At 60.4% G+C, this 24,029-nt stretch carries 23 protein-coding genes; 13 read left to right on the top strand and 10 right to left on the bottom strand.

Features of this window, described 5'->3' with window-relative positions; all coding sequences use genetic code 11:
• Positions 1-289: 289 nt before the first annotated feature.
• Positions 290-2,158 (bottom strand): phosphoenolpyruvate carboxykinase (GTP), encoded by a 1,869-nt coding sequence (locus ACHEXL_RS13555; protein WP_416559927.1) that lies wholly within the window; start codon positions 2,156-2,158, stop codon positions 290-292.
• Positions 2,159-2,454: 296 nt separating this feature from the next.
• Between ACHEXL_RS13555 and modA the strand changes: the two genes are divergently transcribed.
• From modA to ACHEXL_RS13570, 3 genes are all read left to right on the top strand, one after another.
• On the top strand, positions 2,455-3,186 hold the full coding sequence (gene modA / locus ACHEXL_RS13560; RefSeq protein WP_416559928.1) for a molybdate ABC transporter substrate-binding protein: 732 nt from the start codon (positions 2,455-2,457) through the stop codon (positions 3,184-3,186).
• Positions 3,187-3,271: 85 nt separating this feature from the next.
• Entirely contained in the window at positions 3,272-3,949 is a 678-nt protein-coding gene (gene modB, locus ACHEXL_RS13565) for a molybdate ABC transporter permease subunit (protein ID WP_416559929.1), read from the top strand.
• The gene (locus ACHEXL_RS13570; protein WP_416559930.1) at positions 3,949-5,121 is read left to right on the top strand and encodes an ABC transporter ATP-binding protein; all 1,173 of its coding nucleotides are present in this window, start codon (positions 3,949-3,951) and stop codon (positions 5,119-5,121) included. Before modB ends, ACHEXL_RS13570 begins: the two co-directional genes overlap by 1 nt.
• Positions 5,122-5,230: 109 nt before the next feature.
• Here the strand turns inward: ACHEXL_RS13570 and ACHEXL_RS13575 are convergent, their stop codons facing one another.
• The 3 genes from ACHEXL_RS13575 to ACHEXL_RS13585 all read right to left on the bottom strand — a co-directional run bounded on the left by ACHEXL_RS13575 (position 5,231) and on the right by ACHEXL_RS13585 (position 6,975).
• On the bottom strand, positions 5,231-5,365 hold the full coding sequence (locus ACHEXL_RS13575; protein WP_255417455.1) for a hypothetical protein: 135 nt from the start codon (positions 5,363-5,365) through the stop codon (positions 5,231-5,233).
• Positions 5,366-5,453: 88 nt separating this feature from the next.
• A complete protein-coding gene (locus ACHEXL_RS13580) occupies positions 5,454-6,401 on the bottom strand; it encodes a Bug family tripartite tricarboxylate transporter substrate binding protein (RefSeq protein WP_416561358.1) in 948 nt (315 codons plus the stop codon).
• Between the two features lie 163 nt (positions 6,402-6,564).
• Complete coding sequence (locus ACHEXL_RS13585; RefSeq protein WP_291929477.1) at positions 6,565-6,975, bottom strand: PaaI family thioesterase; 411 nt, start codon at positions 6,973-6,975, stop codon at positions 6,565-6,567.
• Positions 6,976-7,130: 155 nt separating this feature from the next.
• Here ACHEXL_RS13585 and ACHEXL_RS13590 point away from each other — a divergent pair, with 155 nt between their 5' ends.
• A complete protein-coding gene (locus ACHEXL_RS13590) occupies positions 7,131-8,369 on the top strand; it encodes an NAD(P)/FAD-dependent oxidoreductase (RefSeq protein WP_416559931.1) in 1,239 nt (412 codons plus the stop codon).
• 40 nt (positions 8,370-8,409) lie between these two features.
• On the opposite strand, the gene ACHEXL_RS13595 is transcribed toward ACHEXL_RS13590, so the two are convergent.
• Positions 8,410-8,877 (bottom strand): DUF3237 domain-containing protein, encoded by a 468-nt coding sequence (locus ACHEXL_RS13595; RefSeq protein ID WP_416559932.1) that lies wholly within the window; start codon positions 8,875-8,877, stop codon positions 8,410-8,412.
• Positions 8,878-8,923: 46 nt separating this feature from the next.
• On the opposite strand from ACHEXL_RS13595, the gene ACHEXL_RS13600 reads away from it, so the two are divergent.
• Positions 8,924-10,006, top strand: a complete 1,083-nt coding sequence (locus ACHEXL_RS13600) for a 3-deoxy-7-phosphoheptulonate synthase (protein WP_416559933.1) — start codon at positions 8,924-8,926, stop codon at positions 10,004-10,006.
• 263 nt (positions 10,007-10,269) lie between these two features.
• On the opposite strand, the gene ACHEXL_RS13605 is transcribed toward ACHEXL_RS13600, so the two are convergent.
• Both ACHEXL_RS13605 and ACHEXL_RS13610 read right to left on the bottom strand, forming a co-directional pair.
• Positions 10,270-10,773 (bottom strand): CBS domain-containing protein, encoded by a 504-nt coding sequence (locus ACHEXL_RS13605; RefSeq protein ID WP_416559934.1) that lies wholly within the window; start codon positions 10,771-10,773, stop codon positions 10,270-10,272.
• An 85-nt stretch (positions 10,774-10,858) separates the two neighbouring features.
• Positions 10,859-11,572 (bottom strand): YebC/PmpR family DNA-binding transcriptional regulator, encoded by a 714-nt coding sequence (locus ACHEXL_RS13610; RefSeq protein WP_416559935.1) that lies wholly within the window; start codon positions 11,570-11,572, stop codon positions 10,859-10,861.
• A gap of 282 nt (positions 11,573-11,854) precedes the next feature.
• On the opposite strand from ACHEXL_RS13610, the gene ACHEXL_RS13615 reads away from it, so the two are divergent.
• Entirely contained in the window at positions 11,855-14,092 is a 2,238-nt protein-coding gene (locus tag ACHEXL_RS13615) for an NADP-dependent isocitrate dehydrogenase (RefSeq protein ID WP_416559936.1), read from the top strand.
• Between the two features lie 62 nt (positions 14,093-14,154).
• Here ACHEXL_RS13615 and ACHEXL_RS13620 read toward each other — a convergent pair whose 3' ends face one another.
• A complete protein-coding gene (locus ACHEXL_RS13620) occupies positions 14,155-15,408 on the bottom strand; it encodes an Hsp70 family protein (RefSeq protein ID WP_416559937.1) in 1,254 nt (417 codons plus the stop codon).
• A 291-nt stretch (positions 15,409-15,699) separates the two neighbouring features.
• On the opposite strand from ACHEXL_RS13620, the gene ACHEXL_RS13625 reads away from it, so the two are divergent.
• Positions 15,700-17,472, top strand: coding sequence for a DUF1302 domain-containing protein (locus ACHEXL_RS13625; RefSeq protein WP_416559938.1), 1,773 nt, complete (start codon positions 15,700-15,702; stop codon positions 17,470-17,472).
• A 39-nt stretch (positions 17,473-17,511) separates the two neighbouring features.
• On the opposite strand, the gene ACHEXL_RS13630 is transcribed toward ACHEXL_RS13625, so the two are convergent.
• The gene (locus tag ACHEXL_RS13630; protein ID WP_416559939.1) at positions 17,512-17,790 is read right to left on the bottom strand and encodes a hypothetical protein; all 279 of its coding nucleotides are present in this window, start codon (positions 17,788-17,790) and stop codon (positions 17,512-17,514) included.
• A 230-nt stretch (positions 17,791-18,020) separates the two neighbouring features.
• Here ACHEXL_RS13630 and ACHEXL_RS13635 point away from each other — a divergent pair, with 230 nt between their 5' ends.
• The 6 genes from ACHEXL_RS13635 (at position 18,021) to hppD (ending at position 23,450) form a co-directional block, all read left to right on the top strand.
• On the top strand, positions 18,021-19,901 hold the full coding sequence (locus tag ACHEXL_RS13635) for a 7TM-DISM domain-containing protein (protein WP_416559940.1): 1,881 nt from the start codon (positions 18,021-18,023) through the stop codon (positions 19,899-19,901).
• An 8-nt stretch (positions 19,902-19,909) separates the two neighbouring features.
• Entirely contained in the window at positions 19,910-20,335 is a 426-nt protein-coding gene (locus ACHEXL_RS13640) for a response regulator (protein WP_416559941.1), read from the top strand.
• A 2-nt stretch (positions 20,336-20,337) separates the two neighbouring features.
• Positions 20,338-20,640: a helix-turn-helix domain-containing protein gene (locus tag ACHEXL_RS13645; protein ID WP_416559942.1), complete on the top strand. Its 303-nt coding sequence runs from the start codon at positions 20,338-20,340 to the stop codon at positions 20,638-20,640.
• A gap of 47 nt (positions 20,641-20,687) precedes the next feature.
• Positions 20,688-20,948, top strand: coding sequence for a DUF3297 family protein (locus ACHEXL_RS13650; protein WP_416559943.1), 261 nt, complete (start codon positions 20,688-20,690; stop codon positions 20,946-20,948).
• An 8-nt stretch (positions 20,949-20,956) separates the two neighbouring features.
• Positions 20,957-22,156, top strand: a complete 1,200-nt coding sequence (locus ACHEXL_RS13655; protein ID WP_416559944.1) for a CaiB/BaiF CoA transferase family protein — start codon at positions 20,957-20,959, stop codon at positions 22,154-22,156.
• A gap of 211 nt (positions 22,157-22,367) precedes the next feature.
• Complete coding sequence (gene hppD, locus ACHEXL_RS13660; protein ID WP_416559945.1) at positions 22,368-23,450, top strand: 4-hydroxyphenylpyruvate dioxygenase; 1,083 nt, start codon at positions 22,368-22,370, stop codon at positions 23,448-23,450.
• Between the two features lie 15 nt (positions 23,451-23,465).
• Here hppD and ACHEXL_RS13665 read toward each other — a convergent pair whose 3' ends face one another.
• Positions 23,466-24,008 carry a hemerythrin domain-containing protein gene (locus tag ACHEXL_RS13665; RefSeq protein WP_416559946.1) on the bottom strand — a complete coding sequence of 181 codons (543 nt, stop codon included), beginning with the start codon at positions 24,006-24,008 and terminating at the stop codon, positions 23,466-23,468.
• Positions 24,009-24,029 lie beyond the last annotated feature (21 nt).

Raw genomic sequence — 24,029 nt, forward strand, 5'->3', positions numbered from 1 at the left:
TGGCTAAATAGGCCCGCGCCCCTAATGTGGTGCCATGCCAAAGATTCTCCCAGCACTAAGTATTTCCAGGCCACCCGCAGGGTGTTGCGCCCAAGGCGCTGGCGTTCGCGGGATTCAGGAGTGTTGGGCAAAGGCACAAGCACATGGATTGTGCTGTCACGTAAAAACGCCCCGGTGCGTAGCCGGGGCGTTTGACAGATCATGTCGCTGACTGATCTGTTGTCAGTTATGTTGGCTTGTCCCTGCATTCGTTGATCAAGGACACCCGCATGCGCGGGAGGCACGGTGTTTATGCCGACAAACGCGCTTGCAGCGCAGCCTTGGTGTCCAGCAGCGCCTTGGGCAGGCGCTGGGCCAGCTTGGCGAAGTGCTCGTCGTGCAACTTGAACTCTTCCGCCCAGGCGGCTTTGTCGATGCTGGTGACTTTGGCAAACTGCTCGGGGCCAAACTCGATACCGTTCCAGTTGATTTCGGCGTACTGCGGGGCCACGCCAAACATGGTCTGCTGGCCTTGCACTTTGCCTTCAAGGCGGTCGATGATCCACTTGAGCACGCGCATGTTGTCGCCGTAGCCCGGCCACACGAAGGAACCGGACTCGTCCTTGCGGAACCAGTTGACGCAGTACATGGCGGGCAGCTTGAAGCCGGCGGCCTGCTGTTTGGCGCCGATGTCCAGCCAGTGCTGGAAGTAGTCGCTCATGTTGTAGCCACAGAAGGGCAGCATGGCGAAGGGGTCGCGACGCACCACGCCTTGCGCGCCAAAGGCGGCGGCGGTGGTTTCAGATCCCATGGTCGCTGCCATGTACACACCTTCGGTCCAGCTGCGGGCTTCGGTGACCAGCGGCACAGTGGTGGAGCGGCGGCCGCCAAACATGAATGCGTCGATCGGTACGCCCGCAGCGTCGTCCCAAGCAGGGTCGAGTGCAGGGTTGTTGGTAGCGGCGATCGTGAACCGGGCGTTGGGGTGAGCGGCTTTGGCGCCGGTTTCCTTGGCGATCTGCGGCGTCCAGTCCTTACCTTGCCAGTCGATCAAATGGTCGGGTAGTTTGCCAGTGTCTTTCTCCATCCCTTCCCACCAGACATCGCCGTCGTCGGTCAGGGCCACGTTGGTGAAGATCACGTCTTTGTGCAGGCTCAGCATGCAGTTCGGGTTGGTCTTCATGTTGGTGCCGGGGGCCACGCCAAAGTAGCCAGCCTCGGGGTTGATGGCGTACATCTTGCCGTCGGTGTGGGGCTTGACCCAGGCGATGTCGTCACCAATGGTGGTGACTTTCCAGCCGTCAAACGCAGCGGGTGGCACCAGCATTGAGAAGTTGGTTTTGCCACAGGCGCTGGGGAATGCTGCTGCGACGTGGTATTTCTTGCCCTCGGGGTTGGTCACGCCCAGGATCAGCATGTGCTCGGCCAACCAGCCCTGGTCGCGGCCCATGTTGGACGCAATGCGCAGCGCAAAGCACTTTTTGCCCAGCAGCGCGTTGCCGCCGTAGCCTGAACCGTAAGACCAGATTTCGCGGGTCTCGGGGTAATGCACGATGTACTTGGTGGTCGGGTTGCAGGGCCAGGAGGTCTTGTCCTTCTCGCCAGCGGCCAGCGGGGCGCCCACGGTGTGCACGCAGGGCACGAACTCGCCATCAGTGCCCAGCACGTCGTACACAGCACGGCCCATGCGGGTCATCAGCTTCTGGTTGACCACCACGTAAGCGCTGTCGGTCAATTCGATGCCGATGTGGGCGATGTGCGAGCCCAGCGGACCCATGGAGAACGGCACCACGTACAGGGTGCGGCCCTTCATGCAGCCGTCAAACAAGGGGTTGAGGGTGGCACGCATCTCGGCCGGGGCCATCCAGTTGTTGGTCGGGCCGGCGTCTTCCTTTTTCTCGGAGCAGATGTAGGTGCGGTCTTCCACGCGGGCCACGTCCGAGGGGTCGGAGCAGGCCAGGAAGGAATTGGCGCGCTTGGCGGGGTTGAGCTTCTTGAAGGTGCCCGCGGCCACCAGTTCAGCGCACAGGCGGTCGTATTCTTCCTGCGAGCCGTCGGCCCAGTAGATGTTGTCAGGCTTGCAGAGGGCGGCCATTTCGGCGACCCAGGCGATCAGCCGTGCGTTTTTGACGTACGCGGGTGTGTTCAGGTTCAGGCCCTGCATCGCGGGTGAGTTCATGGGAAAAGCTCCAAAGTTTGAAAATCGTTTTTTCAAAATCTCTGCGCAGGGACTTTGAAAAAACGGCTGAAGGACTGAGATACTGAATGGCCGTGCGCGTGTTGGAGAAGCAGCTGTAACGGCTTGGTAACTTGGCGGGTCTCGATTTTAGGGAGACTGCCTGTTTCGTGCCTGTCAGATCGGTTCTAAACCCCTTTAAATCTATGCAAAAGATGCATGACGTTATGCAAGTCCTTGTGGCGTCTGGACCCCAAGCAGGGCGCCGCGCTTGCTTGATGGCTGCACTGGGCTGGCCATTGAGCACGTCATGGGGGGCACAGACGCGCAGCTCGGGACCCGTCAAAATCGCCGCGGCCAGCAATCTGAAGTTTGTGCTGGCTGACCTGACAGGCCTTTATCTACAACAAACCGGGATTCGGATTGATGTTAATCTGGGCGCATCAGGCAACCTGGCGCGGCAGATTCTGCAGGGCTTGCCGGTGGAGCAGTTCATTTCAGCCGACGAAGACCGGGTGGTCGAACTGGTCAAGGCGGGCCGCACGGTGGACGCCGGATACCGCTACGCCACCGGTCGGTTGGCGCTGATCGTGCCTAAAAATTCTCCACTGCCCTTGAACCAGGGGCTGGCTGCGGTCGTGCGCGCCTTGAAGCCGGGGGACAAGTTCGCCATCGCCAACCCGGCGCTGGCCCCTTATGGCGTGGCGGCCGAGGAGGCTTTACGCCGCTCGGGTGTCGGGCCGTTGCCGACAGCGCAGAAAGTGCTGGGTGACCACATCGGCCAAGCCACCCAGTTTGTGGCCACGGGCGCGGCGCAGGCGGGCATCACCGCGCTGGCGCTGGCACAGGCCCCCGAAATCGCCCGCAGTTTGCAGGTCTGGCCCTTGCCCGCCGACTTGCACGCGCCTTTGCACCAGCGCATGGTTTTGCTCAAGGGCGCCAGCGAGGCGGCCGTGGCCTGGCAGTGTTTTTTGCTCAGTGCGCAGGCACAGGCTTTGTGGGTGCGCCATGGTTATGCCTTGCCGCAATAATCAGGCTGTGCTCTGTGGCCTTTGAACTTGCGCGGCGCTTCAAAACCAGACAGCTCCTTCAATTCAACCCTCACTCATTCCACGCATGGACTGGTCCGCCCTTCACGTTTCGCTGACCTTGGCGGTTTTGACCACCTTGGCGCTGCTGCCTGTCGGCTTGGCGCTGGCCCGCTGGCTGGCCGTGACCGCCTGGGTTGGGCGGCCGGTGGTGGAAGCTTTGCTGCTGCTGCCCTTGCTGTTGCCACCCACGGTGATCGGTTTTTACTTCTTGGTGGCCTTTGGCCAAGGCAGCGCCTTGGGCGCGTGGTTGGCGGCTTCGGGCATCCGGCTGGTGTTCACTCTGGAGGGCCTGCTGCTGGTGAGCGTCTTGGTCAACCTGCCCTTCATGGTGCAGCCGATTCAACGCGCCTTTGCCGCGGTGCCGCACAGCCTGCGCGAGGCGGCATGGGTCTCTGGCCTGTCGACATGGCAGACGTTTTGGCGCATCGAATTGCCGCTGGCCTGGCCCGGTTTGCTGGCCGGCATGGCGCTGACGGTGGCGCACACGCTGGGCGAGTTTGGCGTGGTGCTCATGGTGGGCGGCAACATCGAGGGCGAAACCCGTACCCTGTCGCTGTCGCTCTACGACAAGGTGCAGGGCATGGACCTGCAGTCGGCCCATGTGATGGCGTTGGCCCTGGTGGGCGTGTCGCTGCTGGCGCTGAGCCTGGTGCTGGCGTTTGACCGGGTGGGCCCACTGGGTCGTGCCCTGCAGGAGCGCTGATGACCGGCTTGCAAGTGCAACTGCGCTCGGCCAGCCCGATCCGGCTGGAGGCCGAGTTTGACTGCGGTGCGGGCGAATTGGTGGCCTTGGTTGGGCCTTCGGGCAGCGGCAAAACCAGCATGCTGCGCGCCATCGCGGGCTTGTGGACGCCCGCCGATGTGCAGGGCCACATTCGGCTGGCGGGCCAGGCCTGGCTGGACACAGCGGCGGGCGTGCAGCTGAGCCCGCAAGAGCGTCGTGCTGGTTTGGTGTTCCAGCATTACGCGCTGTTTCCGCACATGACGGCGCAGGCCAATGTGGCGCTGGCGGCTGGGCCGGGCTGGACGCCAGACGACGTGCAAGGTTTGCTCGCACGCCTGGGGCTGGGTGCTTTGAGTGGCCGCAGGCCGTCTCAATTGTCAGGTGGCCAGCAGCAGCGTGTGGCGCTGGCGCGGGCGTTGGTGCGTGTCATGGCCAAGCCCACGGAGGCCCGTGCTGTGGTGCCTGAAGCCTTGCCTGGCGTTTTGTTGCTGGACGAGCCTTTTTCTGCGGTGGATGCGCCCACCCGCCAGACGCTCTACCGCGAGCTGGCCGCTTTGCGCCAAAAGGTGTTGGTGCCCATGGTGCTGGTGACGCACGATTTGGCTGAAGCCCGTCGCTTGGCCGACCGGGTGGTGATCGTCGACGCGGGTCAAACCCTGCAAACGGGCGAGCCCGCCCGCGTGTTCGCCAGCCCGCGCAACGCCCGGGTGGCCGAACTGGTGGGCATTCAAAACCATTTTGCAGGGCGTTTTTTCAAGGACCGGCCCGGCTGGGGCCGTCTGCGTTGGACCGATGCGGCCAGGCCTGAACAAAGCATCGATCTGGCCGTGATCGACAAAAACAAGATCGGGGACGACACACCCGTGACCTGGGTGCTGAACGGGGAGCAGGTCGATGTGCTGCGCGATGGCGAAGCTTTGGAAACCGTCGCTGGGCAGACCCGCTTGCGTTGCCAGTTGCTGGAGGTCTTGTCGCTGGGCGAAATCAGCCTGTGCACTGTGTTGCCGCAAGACCTGCCCGGTCAGACCCTCACCTTGAACCTGACCACGCGTTTGTTGCGGCGCCTGCAAGTGGAGACCGGTGGTTGGGTTCAGTTGCTGATCGCCCCGCAGGCTTTGCACATCATGCCCGTGCGCGACGCAGCCAATTGACACGCTGGCACGATCTTCGGCCCAAAACAAAACCCGCCAAGCCGAAGCTGTAGCGGGTTTTGGGCTGAACGGTGCGGCCCAAAGACCAGCACCGCAGACGGTCAAAGCCTCAGGCCATGAACACGGCGATGAAGGCCAACAAGAAAATCAACACCGCACCAGCGGCCGGAATGACCACGGGAATGTGCTTGACCACGTTTTCCACGGGATCGTCAGATGTGTGTGTGTCGTTGTGAGCAGACATGGTGAACCTCAAACTCTGTAATGCCCGCTATTGTAGCCAATCGGGTGTTTCGCCAGACTGACAGGGGGCAAGCGCTGACTTTTGCAGCTCAATCCCCCACGATCTTGCGCTCACGGATCACCCGGCCCCACATCGCGCTTTCGCTGGCCATGTAGCGTCCCAGCTCGTCCCGGGTGCCTGGCATGGGAGTGAGGCCGTGCTTGTTGAGTTGATCGACCACGTCGGGGGTGGTCAGCACCTTGACCAGTTCGGTGTTCCAGCGGTCCAGCACGGGTTTGGGCACTTTGGACGAGGCCACAAAAGCGTACCAGTTGGTGGCATTGAAACCTGGAAAGCCCGATTCGGCCACGGTCGGCACTTTGGGCAGCGCCGCCAGCCGTTGTGTACCTGTGCTGGCCAAGGCGATCAGTTTGCCCGCTTCGATGTGCGGCGCGGCCGTGGCCATCGTGGCAAACCAGCCAGTGACGCGGCCGCCCAGCACGTCTTGCAGCGCCGCTGCACCGCCTTTGTAGGGCACGTGCACTGTGTCCAGCTTGGCCATGTCGTTGAGCAGTTCGCCCGACAGGTGTGAGGCTGAGCCCGGCCCGGTTGAGGCAAAGGTCAACTTGCCGGGGTTCTTGCGGGCGGTGGCGATGAAGTCGGCAAAGGTCTTGATGCCCGCGCCCGGGTCAACCACCAACACGTTCGGAAAATTCATGGCCATCGTCAAGGGCGCCAGATCCTTGACCGGGTCATAGGGCAGTTTCATCATGTGCGGCGCAATCGCCAGCGGTCCGACCGAGCCGAGCAGCAGCACACTGCCGTCGGCAGGGCCGGTGGCGGTGAACTGGTGCGCAATGTTGCCACCGGCCCCTGCCTTGTTTTCGACCGTGACCGACACGCCCAGGTTTTCGCCCAGCCGTTTGGCGATGATGCGCGCACCCGTATCGGCCGCGCCCCCCGCCACAAAGCCCACCACCATGGTGATGTTTTTCTTGGGCGGGAACTCCTGCGCCAAGGCCTTGGGGGCTTGCAGGCCCAAAGCCCCCACCAGCATGCTGGTGCAGGCCAGCAAAAGCGTGCGCCGCGCAGTTTGTGGCTGTGCAAAAGAGAGAAAACCCATGTGTTTCATGCCGGAGCTCCAATCAACAGATGCAACACATTAACAGCGAAGACCCGATCAAGCAGTCGCGTGGGTTGCCGTTTGCAAAACGACCCCTTCACATCAAGGCGTAAGTCGTGCTGGCCCTGAAAACACTTTTGCCGTCATCGGCCCCGGCCAGGTCGATTTCGCCAAACGCCATGGCTTTGCCTGCCCGCAAGACGCGTGCTGTGACGAGGGCGTCCTGTCCCGACAACGGTTTCATGAAGGTGCTGGACAGCTGCACTGTGCTGCAAGGCCTGAATTGGCCGAAGTGCTGGATCAGCGCAAGCACCATGGCCGTGTCCGCCGCGGCCATCATCGCCTGCCCGCACAGCATGCCGCCCACGCGCGAAAGCTGATCGCTTTGCGGCAGGCGCAGGGTCACGCTGTCCGCTTGCGTGCTTTCGACGGTCAGGTTCAAGGCCTGTACCCAGGGGGCAAACAGCTCGGACAAGGCTTGTTGCAGGTTTTCAGTGGTGGTGCTCATGCGAACAGTTTAAACAGAGCAAAGGGTCTCAGTGCCATCCGCTGCAAACGGGGGGCCGTCGAACGCTTGACCGTCTCTATACTGGACACACTCAAGGTTTGTCTTTTGACAGCAGGCCTTGTTCCATGGACATCCGCAACACCGTTTGAAACGTCATGACTTCTTCCATCCTTGTTCTGGGCGCTGGCATGGTCGGCACCTGCACCGCCTTGCATTTGCAGCAGCGTGGTTTTGACGTGGTACTGGTGGACCGCCGTGCACCGGGGCAGGAAACATCTTTTGGCAATGCCGGCCTGATTCAGCGTGAGGCGGTCGAACCTTATGCTTTTCCGCGTGAGCCGGGCTTCTTGTTGAACGTGGCTTTAGGCCGTGGCGCTGAGGTCCATTGGCATGCGCGGGGTTTGTGGCAAATGGCCGGATCGTTGCTGCGCTACTTGCACCATTCACACCCCAAGCGGCATGCGCAGGCCACCCAAGCCTACAGCCGCCTGATCGCCCATGCCACCGACGAACACCGCTTGCTCATGACCGCTGCCGGTGCACAGGATCTGGCGCGCCATGAAGGATTCCGTTTTGTGTTCCGCACCTCCAAGGCGCTGGACGAGGCGGTTGAACGGGCTGCGAACTTGCATGACCGTTTTGGTGTGCGTTATCAGGCCGAAAACACCACCCAGCTGGCGCAGGCCGAACCTGCTTTGCGCTTGCCACTGGCGGGCGCCGTGCATTGGCTGGACCCGTGGGCGGTCAACGACCCCGGCGCCTTGGTGCAACGTTATGCGGATCTGTTTATGGCCCGGGGCGGGCGCTTGTTGACGGGTGACGCCACCAGCTTGCAGTCGCAAGGCGTTGGCTGGTCTGTGCAGACCACCGAAGGCCGTGTGGATGCCGAGCAAGCGGTGCTGGCGCTGGGCCCCTGGGCCGACGGTTTGATTCGCACGCTGGGTTACCGTTTTCCGCTGTTCATCAAACGCGGTTACCACCAGCACTACACCTCGCCCGCCCAGCTGCTTCAACCGGTGCTCGATGCCGAGCGCGGCTATGTGCTGGCGCCCATGCAGCGCGGCCTGCGTTTGACCACCGGGGCTGAGTTTGCCCCCATCGATGCCTCACCCACGCCCGTGCAACTGGTCAAGGCCGAAGCCTTGGCGCGTGAACTGGTGGATTTGGGTGAGCCTTTGCCCGAGGCCCCTTGGCTGGGCGCACGCCCCTGCACCGCCGACATGTTGCCTGTGACGGGGCCCGCGCCGCGCCACAAAGGTTTGTGGTTCAACTTCGGCCATGCGCACCAGGGCTTCACCTTGGGGCCTGTGGCCGGACGCTTGCTTGCCGAGATGGTCGAGGGCCGACACACCTGGATTGACCCAGCCCCTTACGCGCCCGCGCGATTCATGTGAGCGCGCCTCCAGCGCAATGTCGCAGGCCCTTCAGGCCCGTTCACAGCACCCGGTAAAAACTCAGAAACACGCCGTCGGGTGCCCGTCGCCCGGTGCCGATGAACTGGCTCTCGCTCAACCAGGCCCATTGGGGCGTCGTGGCTTCCAGCTTGGGTTGGCAGCGGAAATAGATCTCGTCGGGGTTGACCGGCTGGCCGTTCATGATGCGCTGCGAATTGTCCAGCGAAGCCACGCGCAGGGCGGTGTTTTGCACGAACACGCGTGAGCCGTCGTCGAGTTCGATCACATAGCGCGCATCCAGGTGCGCTTGTGTGCCGCCGCCCAAAATCAGCTGAAAGTCGGCACCGCCTGCCAGCACTTTGCCGTTCAGGCGCGGGCCGGTCACGGTGCCGCCGGTGATGGGGATCATGCGGCGCAGGCCTGCGGGCGTGTGGCCGACTTCAACGGGTGGTGCGATGGTCACGGCCAAATCGCAAACATGTTCCAACTGGGGGGCGGGCAGCGTCATCGTGGTTCCCTTTAAACTGGGTCTGAATTATCAGGTGACTTCACACATGCTTTCCACCCAAGACAAAACCCGCATCGACGACACCCGCATTGCTTCGGTGCGCCCCCTCATGACGCCCGCGCTGCTCGAAGAGCGGCTGCCCGCATCGCCCGCGCACCTGGCGCTGGTGGAGCGTTCACGGCAAGACATCTCGAACGTGCTGCAAGGCCAGGACGACCGTTTGGTCGTGGTGGTCGGGCCCTGCTCGATCCACGACCATGACCAGGCCATCGCCTATGCCCGGCTGCTCAAGGCCGAGGCGGACAAGCATGCCAAAGACCTGCAGATCATCATGCGCGTCTATTTTGAAAAGCCCCGAACTACCGTGGGCTGGAAGGGCTACATCAACGACCCGCACCTGGACGGCAGCTTTGCCATGAACGAAGGCCTGGAGATGGCCCGCAAACTGTTGCTCGACATCATCGACCTGGGCCTGCCCGTGGCCACCGAATTTCTGGATTTGCTCAGTCCGCAATTCATCAGCGATCTGGTCACCTGGGGTGCCATCGGTGCGCGCACCACCGAGAGCCAAAGCCACCGCCAGCTGGCCAGCGGCCTGTCGTGCCCAGTCGGCTTCAAGAACGGGACGGATGGCGGCGTCAAGGTCGCGGCCGATGCGGTGGTGGCGTCCAAAGCGCCGCACGCCTTCATGGGCATGACCAAGATGGGCCAGGCCGCGATCTTCGAGACGCGTGGCAACCAGGACGTGCACATCATTCTGCGCGGTGGCAAGACCCCCAACTATTCGGCAGCCGATGTGGATGCGGCCTGCAAGGCGCTCGAAGCCTCGGGCATCGCCCCGCAAGTGATGGTGGATGTGTCGCACGCCAACAGCAGCAAGCAGCACGCCAAGCAAATCGAGGTGGCGCACGACGTGGCCGCGCAGGTGGCCGCGGGTGACCGCCGCATCATGGGCCTGATGATCGAAAGCCATTTGCAAGAGGGCCGGCAAGACCAAAAACCGGGTCAGCCCTTGCAGTACGGCGTGTCGATCACCGACGCCTGCATCAGCTTTGCGCAGACGGTGCCGGTGCTCGAAGCGCTGGCACAGGCGGTGCAAAAGCGGCGCAGTCGCGTTGGTGCCCTGTAAAACTTGTAACAGCGCCTTGACCGCCATCCTTCGGCGGGATTACAGTGAAATCGCTGACGTTGGGCGACCGACCGAAGCATCCTCTGGGGCACATGCATGTGCCCCGCCCATCAGAACGACAACTCTTCTTTTGGGCAATCCTTGGGACGATCCTCTCGTGACGACCCATCAACCCGACCGGTTCGCCGGTCGGGTTTGTCATTTTGGGGTCTGGCTTTTTCCATGTGGCCTGTGTCACACAGCAGGCCCACCCTGTGCCCACATCAAGGCTCGTGTTGTGCCAGGTACATGCCCCCGGGCAGTTCTGCCGGGTTGAACATGGGCGTTGTGCGGCTGCTTTCCAGATCGATGCCGATGCGCAAGGCCTGCGCCAGCCCACCGAGTTCATCGGCCAGGTGGACCAGCAGGTCGTCCAATGAAACCAGACCCATCAGCCGCCCATAGGCCTCGGTGACGAACAGCCGCCGCACCCCATGTTGGGTCATGGCCTGCACGGCCTCGTGCACGCTGGCCGTGCCGGGTACGCGAATCAAATGGGGTGTGCTGAAAGCGCCGACATTCTGCTCTTGTGGCAAGCGGTCCTGGGCCAGCAGGTTGATGACCAGATCGCGGTCGGTCACCACGCCCACCACGCGTGTGGCGTCCTCGGGGTCGGTCAGGGCCAAGGCACCGACATGGTGGACGCGCATCATTTCCGCGGCTTTGCGCACCGGGGCTTCGGCGCTCACGGTGAGAATGTCGCGCTGGCAAAGTTGGGACAGGTTCATGGCAAAACGCTCCTGAAAATGACAACAGCCCACCTTAGTGGGGCGGGCTGTGTTCGTCAGTGCGCTGTGTCACCCGTCAGGCAGTTCAGCCTGCCAAGCCCACAAACACGTTTTGAACGTCGTCGTTGTTGTCGATCGCGCCCAGGAAGGCTTCAACTTCTTCGAGTTGCTCGGCGCTCAAGTTGGCCGGGTCGACCGGGTTTTTGGGTTTGTAGCCCAGTTTGGCCGACACCACGTTGAAGCCGAAATTGGGCAGGGCACGGCTGACCAGGTCCAGGTCGGTCGCTTCGGTGATGAACACCGTCACGCCGTCTTCGTCTGCGGGCTCAAAATCCTGCGCACCGGCTTCGATGGCGGCCAGTTCGGCGTCAGCGCCTGCTTGGGCGGCTTCGGCCTCGATGAACCCCACATGGTCAAAGTCCCAGGACACCGAACCCGACGTGCCCTGCTGGCCCTTGCGGAACAACACGCGCATTTCGGACGCGGTGCGGTTCACGTTGTCGGTCAGCACTTCGATCATCACCGGTACCTGGTGGGGCGCGAAACCTTCGTAAATGACGCGGTCAAAGCTGACAGCATCACCCAAGAGGCCCGCGCCTTTTTTGATGGCGCGCTCCAGGGTGTCTTTGGGCATGGACACCTTGCGGGCTTGTTCGACCACCAGGCGCAAACGGGCATTGGCAGCGGGGTCCGCGCCGTTGCGGGCGGCGATCATGATGTCCTTGGCCAGACGGCCAAACAGTTTGCCCCGGGCGTCTGCTGCCTGTGCCTTGCCTTTTGCTTTCCATTGCGCGCCCATGGCGGTTTTCCTTGGTGGTGGTCTGCCCCCAAAGGCGCAGATGCTGTAAAAAAAGCGCCCACCCGTGGGGCTGACGCATGTTTGAAGGGGTGTCAGTTTAATCGCCCAGCCAGTCTGAGGGGCTCCACCAGGAGACGGCGGCGGGTCCCCAGTAAGCAAAACGGGGGGGTATTTGAGATAAAGTCACGGGCTAAACCGCCTTAAAAGGGCGATTTTTGAATCGGCTCGACATACCGCCGAGCGCCGGATTCTTTTTTCATATCCCTGACAACGAGAGTACCCATGGCTGCAGACAAATCCCGGATCATTTACACCCTGACAGACGAAGCGCCTTTGTTGGCCACGGCATCGTTCCTGCCCATCATCCGCACTTTTGCAGCGCCTGCCGGCATCGACGTGGCCGAAAGCGACATTTCGGTGGCCGCCCGCATTCTGGGTGAATTTTCGGATCTGCTGCCCCCTGAGCAGCGCGTGACCAACAACCTGGCCGAGTTGGGCAAGCTGACCCTCAAGCCCGAAGCCAACATCATCAAGCTGCCCAACATCAGCGCCTCCGTGGGCCAATTGACCGCCGCCATCAAGGAGCTGCAGTCCAAAGGTTTCGCGCTGCCCGACTACCCCGAGAATCCCAAGAACGACGAAGAAAAAGCCCTCAAGGCCCGCTATGCCAAGTGCACAGGCTCCGCTGTGAACCCCGTGCTGCGTGAAGGCAACTCGGACCGCCGCGCACCACGCGCCGTCAAGGAATTCGCCCGCAAGAATCCTCACAGCATGGCCGAGTGGAGCCAGGCTTCGCGCTCGCACGTTTCGCACATGCACGCGGGCGACTTCTACCACGGCGAAAAGTCCATGACCTTGGACCGTGCGCGTGAAGTGAAGATGGAGCTGATCACCAAGAGCGGCAAGACCATCATCCTCAAGCCCAAAGTTTCCTTGCTCGACCGCGAAGTTATCGACAGCATGTTCATGAGCAAGAAAGCCTTGCTCGAGTTCTATGAAAAAGAAATCGAAGACGCGCACAAGACCGGTGTGATGTTCTCCTTGCACGTCAAGGCCACCATGATGAAGGTGTCCCACCCCATCGTGTTCGGTCATTGCGTCAAGATTTTCTACAAGGACGCGTTTGCGAAGCACGGTGCCTTGTTCAAGGAGCTGGGTGTCAACGTCAACAACGGCATGGCCGATCTTTACAACAAGATCACCAGCTTGCCCCAGTCCAAGCAAGACGAGATCAAGCGTGACCTGCACGCTTGCCACGAAGGCCGTCCCGAGTTGGCCATGGTGGACTCGGCCAAGGGCATCACCAACTTCCATTCGCCCAACGACGTGATCGTGGACGCCTCCATGCCCGCCATGATCCGCAACGGCGGCAAAATGTGGGACGCCAACGGCCGCCTGAAAGACGTCAAGGCCGTGATGCCCGAGTCGACTTTTGCCCGTATCTACCAGGAGATGATCAACTTCTGCAAGTGGCACGGCGCGTTCGATCCCAAGACCATGGGCACTGTGCCGAACGTCGGCCTGATGGCGCAGCAAGCCGAAGAATACGGCTCGCACGACAAGACCTTCGAAATCCCCGAAGACGGCGTGGCCAACATCACCGACCTCAACACCGGTGAAGTGCTGTTGAGCCAAAACGTGGAAGAAGGCGATATCTGGCGCATGTGCCAGGTCAAGGACGCGGCGATCCGCGACTGGGTCAAGCTGGCCGTGAACCGTGCCCGCAATTCCGGCATGCCCGTGGTGTTCTGGCTCGACCAGTACCGCCCCCACGAGGCCCAGTTGATCACCAAGGTCAAGATGTACCTGCACGAGCACAACACGGCCGGTCTGGACATCCAGATCATGAGCCAGGTGCGTGCCATGCGTTACACCCTGGAGCGCGTGATCCGTGGTCTGGACACCATCAGCGCCACCGGCAACATCCTGCGCGACTACCTGACCGACCTTTTCCCGATCATGGAGCTGGGCACCTCGGCCAAGATGCTGTCTATCGTGCCTTTGATGGCCGGTGGCGGCATGTACGAAACCGGTGCGGGCGGCTCGGCCCCCAAGCACGTGCAGCAGCTGGTGGAAGAAAACCACCTGCGCTGGGATTCTTTGGGTGAATTCCTCGCGCTCGCCGTGTCGCTGGAAGATCTGGGCTTGAAGACGGGCAACAAAAAGGCCGTCGTGTTGTCCAAAACGCTGGATGCCGCAACCGGCAAGCTGCTCGACAACAACAAGAACCCTTCGCCCAAAACGGGTCAGCTGGACAACCGTGGCAGCCAATTCTATCTGGCCATGTACTGGGCACAAGAGCTGGCAGCGCAAACCGAAGACGCCGAGTTGTCAGCCCAGTTCGCGCCCTTGGCCAAGCAACTGACCGAGAACGAGACAAAGATCGTGGAAGAACTCAACGCCGTGCAGGGCAAGCCTGTGGACATCGGTGGTTACTACATGCCTGACCAGGCCAAGTTGGCCGCCATCATGCGCCCCAGTGCCACCTTCAATGCCGCTCTGGCTGCCGTGAAGAGCTGATCGACTCGGTTCCGCTCGCACCCAAAGCCACTCAGGTCATGCCTGAGTGGCTTTTTTTCGGCTCAGCGGCTGTAGGCCAAGCCCAGTGCCACGCCGCCAAACAAATCGCCTTCGATGAGCGGCACGCCCGCGAACTCGACCTGCAAGGCTTGTTGGAAAGTGCTCAAGGCCGATGAGCCGCCGGTGAGGTAAATCGCATCGAGCGAAGTGTCGGTCAATCCTGCGCGTTGCACGCATTCGCGGGCGCAGGCCAAGGTGCGCGCCAGCAGCTCGTGCAGCTGCGCCTGCATGTCGGCCAAGCCCAGATGGGCTTGCAAGTCATGCTCGATCACCGACAGGTCAATGCCCGTGTCGGCGCGGGTCACTGAGCAGCGGATCTTGGCCTGCTCCACCTCGTGTGCGATGTGGTGGCCGTGGCGCTCGGTCAGCACGCGCATCAGGCGTTCGTGCAGGCGGGCATCGCTGTAGTTGCTGCGCAAGGTTTGGGCGTGGGCGATGGCCTTGGGTTGGTATTGCCAGTGGATCAGGTGCCAAGTAGCCAGATCAAAAAACACGCGGCTGGGCACCTCGCGCTGCTCGGGCCCCAAGTGTTTGTAGCCCAGCAACGGCATGACTTGCGCCAGGTTCAGCTGCCGGTCGTAATCGGTGCCGCCAATGTGCACGCCGGTGGTGGCCAAAATATCAGCGCTGCGGTCGAGGCTCTGAATGCGCCTAGGCCCCAGGCGCACCACGGTGAAGTCCGAGGTGCCGCCGCCCAGGTCGACCACCAGCACGGTGCTTTCTTGCGTCAGGCGCTGCTCATAGTCCAGTGCCGCGGCAATGGGTTCGAGCTGAAACGACACCTCGTCAAAACCCACCGACTGCACGGCCTGGCGCAGTGAGGCCTCGGCCTGTGCATCGCGCTCGGGGTCGTCGTCCACAAAGTGCACCGGGCGGCCCATCACCACGCGGCGCGGGGCGCTGCCCAAGCTTTGCGCGGCGCGTTCGCGCAGCGTGGCCAAAAAGGTGGCAATGATGTCCTGAAAGCTAATCTGCTGGTGACCAATTTGCGTGGTCTCCAGCAAAAGCGGGCTGCCCAGCAGGCTTTTGAGGGAACGCATCAAGCGGCCTTCGGTGCCTTCCAAGTAATGTTTGAGGGCATCGCGCCCGAAGTGCGTGCTGTGGTCTTCGGCGTTGTAAAACACGGCGGTTGGCATGGCCAGCGCTTCGCCTTCCAGCGGGATCAGGTGGGCGCTGCCCTGGGGAGCCAGCCAGGCCATGGCCGAGTTGGAGGTGCCGAAGTCGATGCCGAGTGTGCCGGCGGGGGAAGAGGTCATGGAAAAAGGAGGGGGATGTCGCGAGGGAGTGGGCTGAGCCCATGCATGACGGCATGCCGCGTCAAGACATGTTTTGAAGACCGCGCATTTTGCCACCAAGCGATACACCATGGCCGGAGAGACTGGCCTGACCGCAGAGCACGGTCGGGCAAGGGTGGTCACGGGCGTTGATAATCAACAAAAATGACAAATCCTAATATTTCGATAATCTCGTCGGACATTTGTGGTGAGAAGCTCAATCAGGGGCTTCATGCGATTGGGCTAAGTACGCGCTGCGGCATGGCAGACGCCATGCGCCTTTCCAAAAAAACACTGCTGCTGGGCTTGATGGGCGTGTTGAGCTTGCCGGTATGCGCCGTTGAGTTGCCGCTGGGCGGGGGTCTCAAGGCGCAGTTGCATGGCACCCTCACCTGGGGCACCCAGGTGCGCACAGAAGCAACCAACCCGGATGTTTACGCCGACTGGCCATCCCGCTCGGTGCCAGGTGCTGCCAAAGGCCGTTTGCAAGGCCAAAGCGGCGGCTCTGATTTGAACTTTCCTCGGGGTGAGCCCATCTCTACGGTGCTCAAATTCGTGTGGGACCTGGATCTGAAAAAAGACCAGTTCGGCCTCTTTGTCCGTGGCCACGCCTGGCGCGATGAAGTCTTGGGTAACAAAGGTGTGGCCTATGGCCATTACCCCAATGCGTTTCAGCCCGGCCAGCCCTTGAACGACAGCAGTTTTGAATCCAGTTCTCAATTCAGCCATGCCCAATGGCGAGAGGCTTACCTTTACACCGATGTCCCATTGGACCCGGACGGCCGCTTGGATGCCCGCTGGGGGCGACAAGTGCTGCAATGGGGTCGGTCGGTCCTGCACACCAACGGCATCCAAGCTGCGCTGAACCCTCCCGATGGAGCATCGTCACTGCGCCCTGGGGCCTTGCCTGCCGAAGGCACGCTGCCTTTGGGCATGTGGCGCGTCCAATGGGACTCGGGCGCGGCCTGGCGTCTGGAGGGCTTTGCCGCCTACGAGTCACGCCAAGCCGTGTTGCCTGCCTGCGGCACGTATTTCGATGTGAACTCTTTTGCCCCGCCCGGCTGTGATTTTGCGGCTCTGGCAGGCGCCTCAGAGCAAAGCCTGCTGGCCAGCGGCGCTTATTTGCACCGCAACCCCGATGTGAAAGCCAGGTCTTCTGGTCAATACGGCTTGAGCCTGGGTCTCAAGTCGGACACAGGCAAGACCGATGTCCAGTTGTTTGCCATCCACACGCACAGCACCTTGCCCAGTTTGCGCATGACGGTCAACGCGGCGACGCCCGGTGTACGTGCGGTCAACTACGCCATGGTCTACCCGGAAGATGTGCCGTTGTGGGGTCTGAGCTGGCAACACAAAGGGTCGCCGACCACACGCTTGTTTGGTGAGGTGGTCTACCGACCTCACCAGCCGATCCAGTTGAACGCCTATGACGTGCTGTCGGGCTTTGTCACGCGCAGTCCCACATCCTTGTTGGCCTTGAGCAGAGGCATCACCGCCATACCTGTAGGCGGCAGTTTCGATGCCTACGACCGCTTGGCGGTGTTCACAGGCAATTTTGGGGTGGACAAGATCCTGCCGAAAACCATGGGCGCCGACCGGGTCGTGTGGTTGGCAGAGGTGGGTTTCAGTCAGGTCAAGGGCTTGCCCGACGCTTCGGTTCTGCGCTATGGCCGGGCTTTGGGGTACAACGGTGCGGCGTATGTTGGCGGCCCACCGTGCGTGGACGCGGTGCCAGGCAAAACCTGCAGTTTCGAAGGCTACGTATCAACATGGGCCTGGGGCCTGAAAACGCGCGTGGCTGCCACGTATGCCCATGCCCTTTTTGGCCTCACATGGACTCCATCCCTGTTGTGGACCAAAGATGTTCGAGGCTATGCCCATGACGGCGCTTATGTCGAGGGCCGTCAACTGCTGCGGCCTGCCTTGAGGGTCGAACACGGGCGACATTACTTTGCAGAGATCCAGTACCACCGATTCAGCGGGGGCCGCTACAACCTGCTGCTTGATCGCGACTTTGTCAGCCTGGTGGCCGGTGCCCGTTTTTGATGACCTGAATGGCGCAGGCCCAAGACGGCGCAGGCTGCTTTATCGGCGGTTGAAATACTGACGCATTTCCGCCAGCGTCTTGGCCTCTTTGGATTGGATCGGGATCACTTTGGCGGCAGCGCTGGGAAACAGGTCTTCCGGGCTCAAGTTGTACTTCTCCATCAAGCCCATGATTTCGCGGGTGCCTGTGTCGATTTGTTGCTGTCTGATCTGGGCTTGCTCCAGTTCCGCAGAAATTCGTTTGGCAATCTCCAGTGATTGCGCGATTTTCAAATCCAGATCGGCTTTTTGCTGTTGCAGTTGTTTGAGAGATGACATGGCGGTGTTCCAAAAGCAGTGAGCTCACGATGGGCCGGAATCTAACAGCGTGGCTTGTGGGTATTCACACCAAAATTCATGCAAACACACAGATCCTCACAAAGCGGGTCGGCGCTGTTGTTCAGATGCGGCAAATGCTCACAACTGCTCTCACTTCCAGCGCCATTTTTGAAGCCCAATTACAAGGGGCTCGGTTTTTGTGGGCACAAACTTCTATGATTTAAAAATTCATGAAGTGTTTGATATTTTTGATCTTGTTGTTTGCCCAGTTGCCCGTGCACGCGGGGGGCGGGCGCTATCGGGTCTACACAGCCTACCTTCGTGACGATGCCGCGGTGCACACGATTGAAAGTGTCTCATCGCAGCAGTTCACACCCTACGAGGGCATATTGCGCTTGGGTTTCACCAAGGGCAACACTTGGGTTCAGCTTCAGATCGAGGCGCCTGAAAGCATTGCCGAGTCAGCCCAAGTCGATCCGGAGTTGTCACCGGTACTGCGCGTGGGCCCCTACTTTTTGGACCATGTGGGTTTTTACGAAAAGCAAGGCGAAGATTGGAAGTTGGAGCATGGCGGGGACCGTTACGTCAAGCAAACCCGAAACTGCCCTGATGATTTGTACTGCTTCAAATTGATGGCTTTCGACGGTGCATCGTCCACCGTTTACCTGAAGATTCAAACTTCCAGTGTTCGGTTGGTGCAAACCATGGTTTTGGACGCCGACGAGCTCATCTCATCGGCAGTGGACCGCATTGAACGCATGACCGTGTCGCTCACGCTGGCAATGGCATTGTTGGTTTTGTCCTGGGTGTTTTTGTTTTTTGAGCGCTCGGTACTGCTGCATGTCTTTTGCTGGTTTCAGGCCACTGTTGTGATCTCGATCGCGGCCACCACTGGGGTTTTGGCGCAGTGGGCGTCGGGAATTTCGCCCGAAATGCTCAACCATTTGGGCAATTTGAACCAGGTGATCCGGGTTGCACTGATGGTGGTGCTTGGCTGGTCGGTGTTGAGGTCGTGTAACCCATCGCCTCTTTATGGCCAAGCGGTCGTGGTCATGCTGATCGTTTGCGGCATGAACTTTTTGGCGGTCATGACTGAGCATGCTGTTTGGGCATTGCAGGCCAATGCCATCGTGTTGTGGTTGAACACCTGGGTCTTGATACTGGGGACGCTGTCTGCCCGTGACATCAGTGCCCAGTTGAAGAAAATACTGCTGATCAGCTTCTCGGTCTTTTTCTTTTTTGTCAGTCTGGGCCTTTATGCCAGCTTGGGCTTGGTTTGGTGGCGTGAGCAAAGTGGTTTGTTTCAATCGATTGCCGATTGGCGGCTCAATGGGGTTCCGATTGGATTGGTGGTGTTTTGGATTGTGGCCAATGAGATTGCGCACCGAAAAATCCAAAAGGTGAAAGAGCTGCAGGACCTGCAAATGCAGGCAGCCCAGTCCAAAGCCCATGAAGAAAAACTCACGGAACGAAGAGAACTCATTGACATGCTCACCCATGAGTTGAAGACCCCCCTGGGGACCATCAAATTTGCGCTGGCTTCGCTCAAGAGAACGGCGAAATCCCAAGGGGAATCGCAGGACCGCATTCAGCACATTGATGCTTCGGTCAATCGCATGGACGCGATGATTGAACATGTGGCGCTGTCCAACAAAATCGAGCGTCACGACGCCCACGCCAGCGCAGAAACAATATCAGCCCAGGAGTTGATGAACGTGGTCATGCAGGAATACCGCGATGCCGATCGGTTTGAACTGAGCATTCAAGACGGAACATTTTTCCATGCCGACCCTCATTTTTTGGCCTTGATCGTTGAGAACCTGGTGGGCAACGCCGTCAAATATGCAGCGGACGGGAAGATCAAGATCGTTATTGCGCAAGAGTCTGCGACCATGACCTGTTTTCAGATCAGCAACCCTGTCGCGCAAGGCAGTTTGCCCGACGAAAACCGCTTGTTTGAACGCTATTACCGACACCCCAATTTTCAAAATCACCCGGGCATGGGCATCGGACTGAGCCTGGTGCATTCAGCCGCTGAAAAAATGGGGGCGTCGGTGCATTATCAAAAAATAGACCACAACGTTATTTTCGAAGTCAGGATGCCCTGTTGAACACAAGCATGAACGCTACTCCAAGCGACACCCGCTGGCCGTTGACCCTGGCGCTGGTGGAGGATGACCGCTTGCTGCGCGAAGAAATCGAGGTGCATCTGGCGGCCCATGGTTTTCAGGTATACGCCGCCAACAGCGCGGCGGGACTGGACGATCTGAACGCCCGCATCGCCTTTGACCTGTACCTGATTGACCTGAACCTGCCCGGTGAAAACGGCTTGAGCCTGTGCCGTCGGGTGCGCCAATCCCGGCCTGATGCGGGCATCGTGATCATGACCGCCCGGGTGGCCCTGAACGACTGCATTGCGGGCTACCGCAGGGTGGCGCCGACATCTACCTCACCAAGCCTGTGTCGCCCGACGAGCTGGTGCTGGTGCTGCTCAGCCTGGGGCGCCGCCTCAAGCAGGCCCACACCGCCAAAGAGTGGTCGCTGAGCTTGCGCGACCGCACCTTGCTGGGGCCGGGCCAGTCACAAAAATTGCGTTTGACCAGCAAAGAGAAAACCATTTTGTTGGCGCTGGTGCAGGCCAGGGACAATACTCTGGAGTCGGGCGTGCTGTGCGATCTGTTCGCCGACGTGGACGATGATGCCTTGATGAGCAAGCACGCCCTTGAAGAGATGATTGCCCGCTTGCGCAAAAAATTCAAAAGCGTGCAGTCCGAGGGCGACGAGCCTGCCATCAAATCGGTGTGGGGCGTGGGCTATCAGTTGTGTGTGCGGATCAATTTTGTGCATTGACCACGCCATTTTTGGTATAGATTCAGGGGCTTTCAAAGTCTCATCTCATGACCGATACCCCTGCCACCCCCGCTTCCCGTCCCGAATTGCCCGATCGCCTTTCGATCGACGCCCGCAGCCCGCACCATGTGCGCGCCGTGTTCGAGCATGACATTGGCATCCGCTTCAACGGCAAAGACCGCAACGACGTGGAGGAGTACTGCATCAGCGAGGGCTGGGTGCGTGTGCCCGCTGGCAAAACGCTGGACCGCAAAGGCCAGCCTCTGCTGATCAAGCTCAAAGGCCAGGTCGAAGCGTTTTACCGCTGAGTTTGCACATGAACGCCCTGACACGGAAACTGCCGCTCGAAGGCCTGCGCGTTGTCGAGTTCACCCACATGGTCATGGGCCCTACCTGCGGCATGGTGTTGGCCGACATGGGCGCCGAAGTCATCAAGGTCGAGCCTATCGAGGGCGACCGCACACGGCATTTGCTGGGTTCGGGCGCGGGTTTTTTCCCGATGTTCAATCGCAACAAAAAGAGCATCAAGCTCAACCTGCAATGCCCCGAAGGGGCCGAGATGGCGCGTCGCCTGTGTGCCACGGCCGATGTGGTGGCCGAGAACTTCAAGCCCGGCTCCATGGCCAAGTACGGCCTTGACTACGCCAATCTGTCGGCGAGTAACCCCAAGTTGATTTATGCCAGCCTCAAGGGCTTTTTGCCCGGGCCCTACGATCACCGTACGGCACTCGACGAGGTGGTGCAGATGATGGGCGGCCTCGCCTACATGACCGGGCGCCCTGGTGACCCGCTGCGCGCAGGCACCAGCGTGAACGACATCATGGGCGGCATGTTCGGGGCGATTGGTGTGCTGGGCGCGCTGATCCAGCGCGGCATCACCGGGCGCGGGCAAGAGATCCAGTCGGCCTTGTTTGAGAACAACGTGTTCCTGGTCGGCCAGCACATGCTGCAGTTCGCCATCACCGGCCAAGCGGCCGAGCCCATGCCCAACCGCATCTCGGCCTGGGCGGTGTACGACGTGTTCACCGTTAAAAACAACGAGCAGATTTTTCTGGCGGCAGTCAGTGATGCACAGTGGGCCACCTTTTGCGAGGTCCTCGGCTTTGCCGACCTCAAGGCCGACACGCGCTACAGCGACAACAACGCTCGCGTGTCTTTGCGTGCCGAATTGATTCCTGAGTTGCGCCGCCGTCTCGCGGCCTTCACGGCGGAGGAGTTGACGTCCATTTTTGAAAAAGCGGGCCTGCCTTTTGCGCCCATCGTCAAACCTGAAGAACTGTTTGACGATCCGCACTTGCAAGCCACCGGGGGCTTGGCCGATGTGCGCCTGACCGATGGTGCCAAGGCCGGGCAAAGTGCACCCGCCGCCTTGTTGCCCTTCACCATGGATGGCCAGCGTTTGGGTGTACGGCTGGAGCCGCCGTTCCAAGGCGAAAACACCGACGAATTGTTGCGCGGCCTGGGGCTGAGCGCGGCAGAGATCGATCAGCTGCGCGCATTGAAAGCTGTGGCCTGAAACGGCTTGTCTTGCTAAACCTGTTGATGCCCCTCACAATCACCGCATGTCCATCCAGGTCTTGATTTTCGGCATCCACCTCGCGCGCAGCACGCGGGGCAAGCCTTGCGCACCACCGCAGGCTTCTTAAGTATCTTCCCTTTTGTTTGACCGATTTCATTCGGGCCCCGCTCACATGGCAGCGCGGCCCCGATCACTGCTGGAGATTTTCATGACCGATTTGTTTGACAACCCCATGGGCCTGTGCGGCTTCGAGTTCGTCGAGTTCGCTTCCCCCATTGCCAATACCCTGGAGCCCCTGTTTGAAAAAATGGGCTTCACGCTGGTGGCCAAGCATCGCTCCAAAGACGTGGTGCTTTACCGCCAGGGCGACATCAATTTCATCGTCAACCGCGAACCCAAAAGCCTGGCCGGTTACTTTGCTGCCGAGCACGGCCCGTGCGCCTGTGCGCTGGCTTTTCGTGTGAAGGATTCGCACAAGGCCTACGAGCGCGCATTGGAGATGGGCGCGCAACCGGTCGACATTCCCACAGGTCCGATGGAGCTGCGCCTGCCCGCCATCAAGGGCATTGGCGGCGCGCCTTTGTATTTGATTGACCGCTTTGAAGACGGCAAGAGCATCTACGACATCGACTTTGAATTCATCGAGGGTGTGGACCGCCACCCACCCGGCCACGGCTTCAAAATCATCGACCACCTGACGCACAACGTTTACAAGGGCCGCATGGCTTTTTGGGGCAACTTCTACGAAAAGATTTTCAACTTCCGTGAGATCCGCTATTTCGACATTCAGGGCACCCACACAGGCCTGACCAGCCGCGCCATGACCGCACCTGACGGCATGATCCGCATCCCGCTGAACGAAGAGTCGGGCAAGACCGGTGGGCAGATTGAAGAGTTTTTGATGCAGTTCAATGGCGAAGGCATCCAGCACATCGCGCTGTTGACGGACGATATTCTGAAAAGCGTGGACGCCTTGCAGATGGCGGGTATTCCACTCATGACCGCGCCCAATGACATTTATTACGAAATGCTCGAAGAACGCCTCCAAGGTCACGGCGAGCCCGTGCCCGAGTTGCAAGCCCGCGGCATCTTGATGGACGGCTCCACAGCAAATGGCGAGAAGCGTTTGCTGCTGCAAATCTTCAGCCAGACGCTGCTGGGCCCGGTGTTCTTCGAGTTCATCCAGCGCAAGGCCGACGAAGGTTTTGGTGAGGGCAACTTCAAGGCTTTGTTCGAGTCACTGGAGCGTGATCAGATCCGGCGTGGTGCCATCGCGGTGGACCCTTCCTGAGGCAGCACGGGCCAATCAAGCCGGGTATTTGGCCAGCAGCTTCTTCAGTGTGGCGTGCAGGGCCTCATGCTGGCCTGGGCCCATGACCTGGTCTTCGTGCGCATCGAAAGCATGGGCCAGCTGGGTTTGTTGCTCGGGTGACAAAAGGCGCTCGGCCATCGGGAAGAGGACGGTGTTTTCTTTCTCGATGTGGGCCAGCAACAGTTGGGCGTAGGCTCTGGCGGCCTCATGGAAGGCGTTGATTTTCAGCGTGGGCTGCAAAGCCGCTTGCATGTCGGCCAGGAGCTGGCGACCTTGGGCGTGTTCGTCCAGCATGCCCTGAATCGGCCCTTGTGTTTGCTTCGGGTCCAAGTTTTTCAGGGCCGGAAACAAAATGCCTTCTTCCTTGCCATGGTGGCAGGTGTCTGCAAAGGTCTTCAGGAAATCCGTCATGGTGGACAAGTCCTGGATGTCCGTGATCTGCTCGGCGTTCACGCGCTGCTCCATCCGAGCCAGAATTTTCAGGCCCAGTGTGATCGCTTCGTGCTCGTGCCTGAGCGTTTGGGTGGCTTGGTTCATGGGGGTTCTCCTGCTGAGGCG

The sequence above is a fragment of the Limnohabitans sp. YIMB22184 genome (assembly GCF_048020265.1).
Classification (GTDB): Bacteria; Pseudomonadota; Gammaproteobacteria; order Burkholderiales; family Burkholderiaceae_C; genus Limnohabitans_A.